Origin of the sequence: Mycobacterium talmoniae, assembly GCF_001854525.1 — a bacterium.
Lineage (GTDB): Bacteria > Actinomycetota > Actinomycetes > Mycobacteriales > Mycobacteriaceae > Mycobacterium > Mycobacterium talmoniae.
Genome location: NZ_MLQM01000370.1, coordinates 1 through 669, shown reverse-complemented (window position 1 = coordinate 669; position 669 = coordinate 1). Strand labels below are relative to the sequence as shown.

At 71.6% G+C, this 669-nt stretch carries 1 protein-coding gene; it reads left to right on the top strand.

Translation table 11 applies throughout. The features are described 5' to 3' along the window. Window positions 1-633: SAM-dependent methyltransferase (locus tag BKN37_RS27420; protein ID WP_071030454.1), on the top strand; the 633-nt coding region annotated here is incomplete at its 5' end. Between the last annotated feature and the right edge of the window lie 36 nt (window positions 634-669).

Sequence of the window (669 nt, the reverse complement as noted above, 5' to 3'; positions counted from 1 at the left end):
GTCCGCACCCGGTTCTGGGATGAGGCCTTGCTGCGGGCGTCGCGTACGATCCGGCAGGTCGTCATCGTGGCGGCCGGGATGGATGCGCGGGCGTATCGGCTGCCATGGCCGGAGCAGACCACCGTCTACGAACTGGACCAGCCGGCAGTGGTGGCCGCCAAGGCGCGGCTACTGGCCGACGATCAACCGCGCTGTGTCCGCGTGCCGATCGGCATCGACCTGGCCGACGACTGGCCGGGCGCCCTAGGGGCGGCGGGCTTCGACGCGCGGCAGCCGGCGGTCTGGTTGGTCGAGGGGCTGCTCCAGTACCTCGACGAAGCCGCCGTGCACACGCTGTTCGATCGCATCGACGCGTTATCGGCACCCACCTCGGTGCTGCTGTACGACGTGGTGGGCAAGACGCTGCTCGAGGCGCCGTTCATGGCGTCGTTGCGCCGGTCGATGGCCCAGCAAGGCTCGCCGTGGCTGTTCGGCACCGACGCGCCGGGCGAGTTGGTCGAACACCTGGGCTGGTCGGCGGTCGTGACCGACGTCGCCGAACCCGGCAATCGCTGGAACCGGTGGTATGCCCCGGCGGCGCCGACCGACGCCCCCGCCGCGCCGCGCGGCTACTTCGTCGAGGCGACGCGGTAGGTCATCGCTGCGCGGTCGCACCGCCCAGCTGCGCGT